Source organism: Vibrio sp. 1580 (genome assembly GCF_033340055.1).
Genome location: NZ_JAWOVT010000736.1, coordinates 1 through 518, shown reverse-complemented (window position 1 = coordinate 518; position 518 = coordinate 1). Strand labels below are relative to the sequence as shown.

1 protein-coding gene is annotated in these 518 nt (G+C 40.2%); it reads left to right on the top strand.

All coding sequences use genetic code 11. The features are described from left to right. Window positions 1-310 precede the first annotated feature (310 nt). Window positions 311-505, top strand: a complete 195-nt coding sequence (locus R7093_RS28115) for a CPXCG motif-containing cysteine-rich protein (RefSeq protein ID WP_005396219.1) — start codon at window positions 311-313, stop codon at window positions 503-505. The last annotated feature ends 13 nt before the right edge of the window (window positions 506-518 follow it).

Here is a 518-nt window from a genome sequence, read left to right as displayed (position 1 = left end):
ACTATCAATAAAATTATTTCTTACTAATTTGGAAGGCACAATTCACTGCTTTGTGTCAATTTTCGAGGCACATCACTCAAGCTACAGGCCCCAGATTCAAGGTTGAGTTTGGGGTCAAGTTTTGTACTTATTTCGAATCAATTAGCAACAAGTCCACCTAATATCTAAGTAACTTATCTTTAGATTGTGCCTGAGCCGTTGGCATAAATGGCGTTTACGCGATTTGTGAATGGTCAGGCAAAGTAAGTGAAAGGGCTGTACTTCCTTAAATATCGAGTTTTAAAAGCCCTGCAATACTAGGAGTTGTTGTATGAAAAATTATACTGAAAGGCATGTTAAGTGCCCGCATTGTGGGCACTCAATAGGCATAACATTGGATGCCAGTAATGGGGATCAAGAGTTTTATGATGATTGCCCGGCTTGTTGCCATGCGATTCATTTAAATATGCGCGTGGACGAACTTCAAGACAAAGTCGAGTTGTTTATTGATGACAACTACGAGTAGCCACCCTCGGTAT

Excerpts from the sequence above, each read along its gene's own strand:
- R7093_RS28115 (WP_005396219.1), top strand. The coding sequence starts at position 311 with ATGAAAAATTATACTGAAAGGCATGTTAAGTGCCCGCATTGTGGGCAC.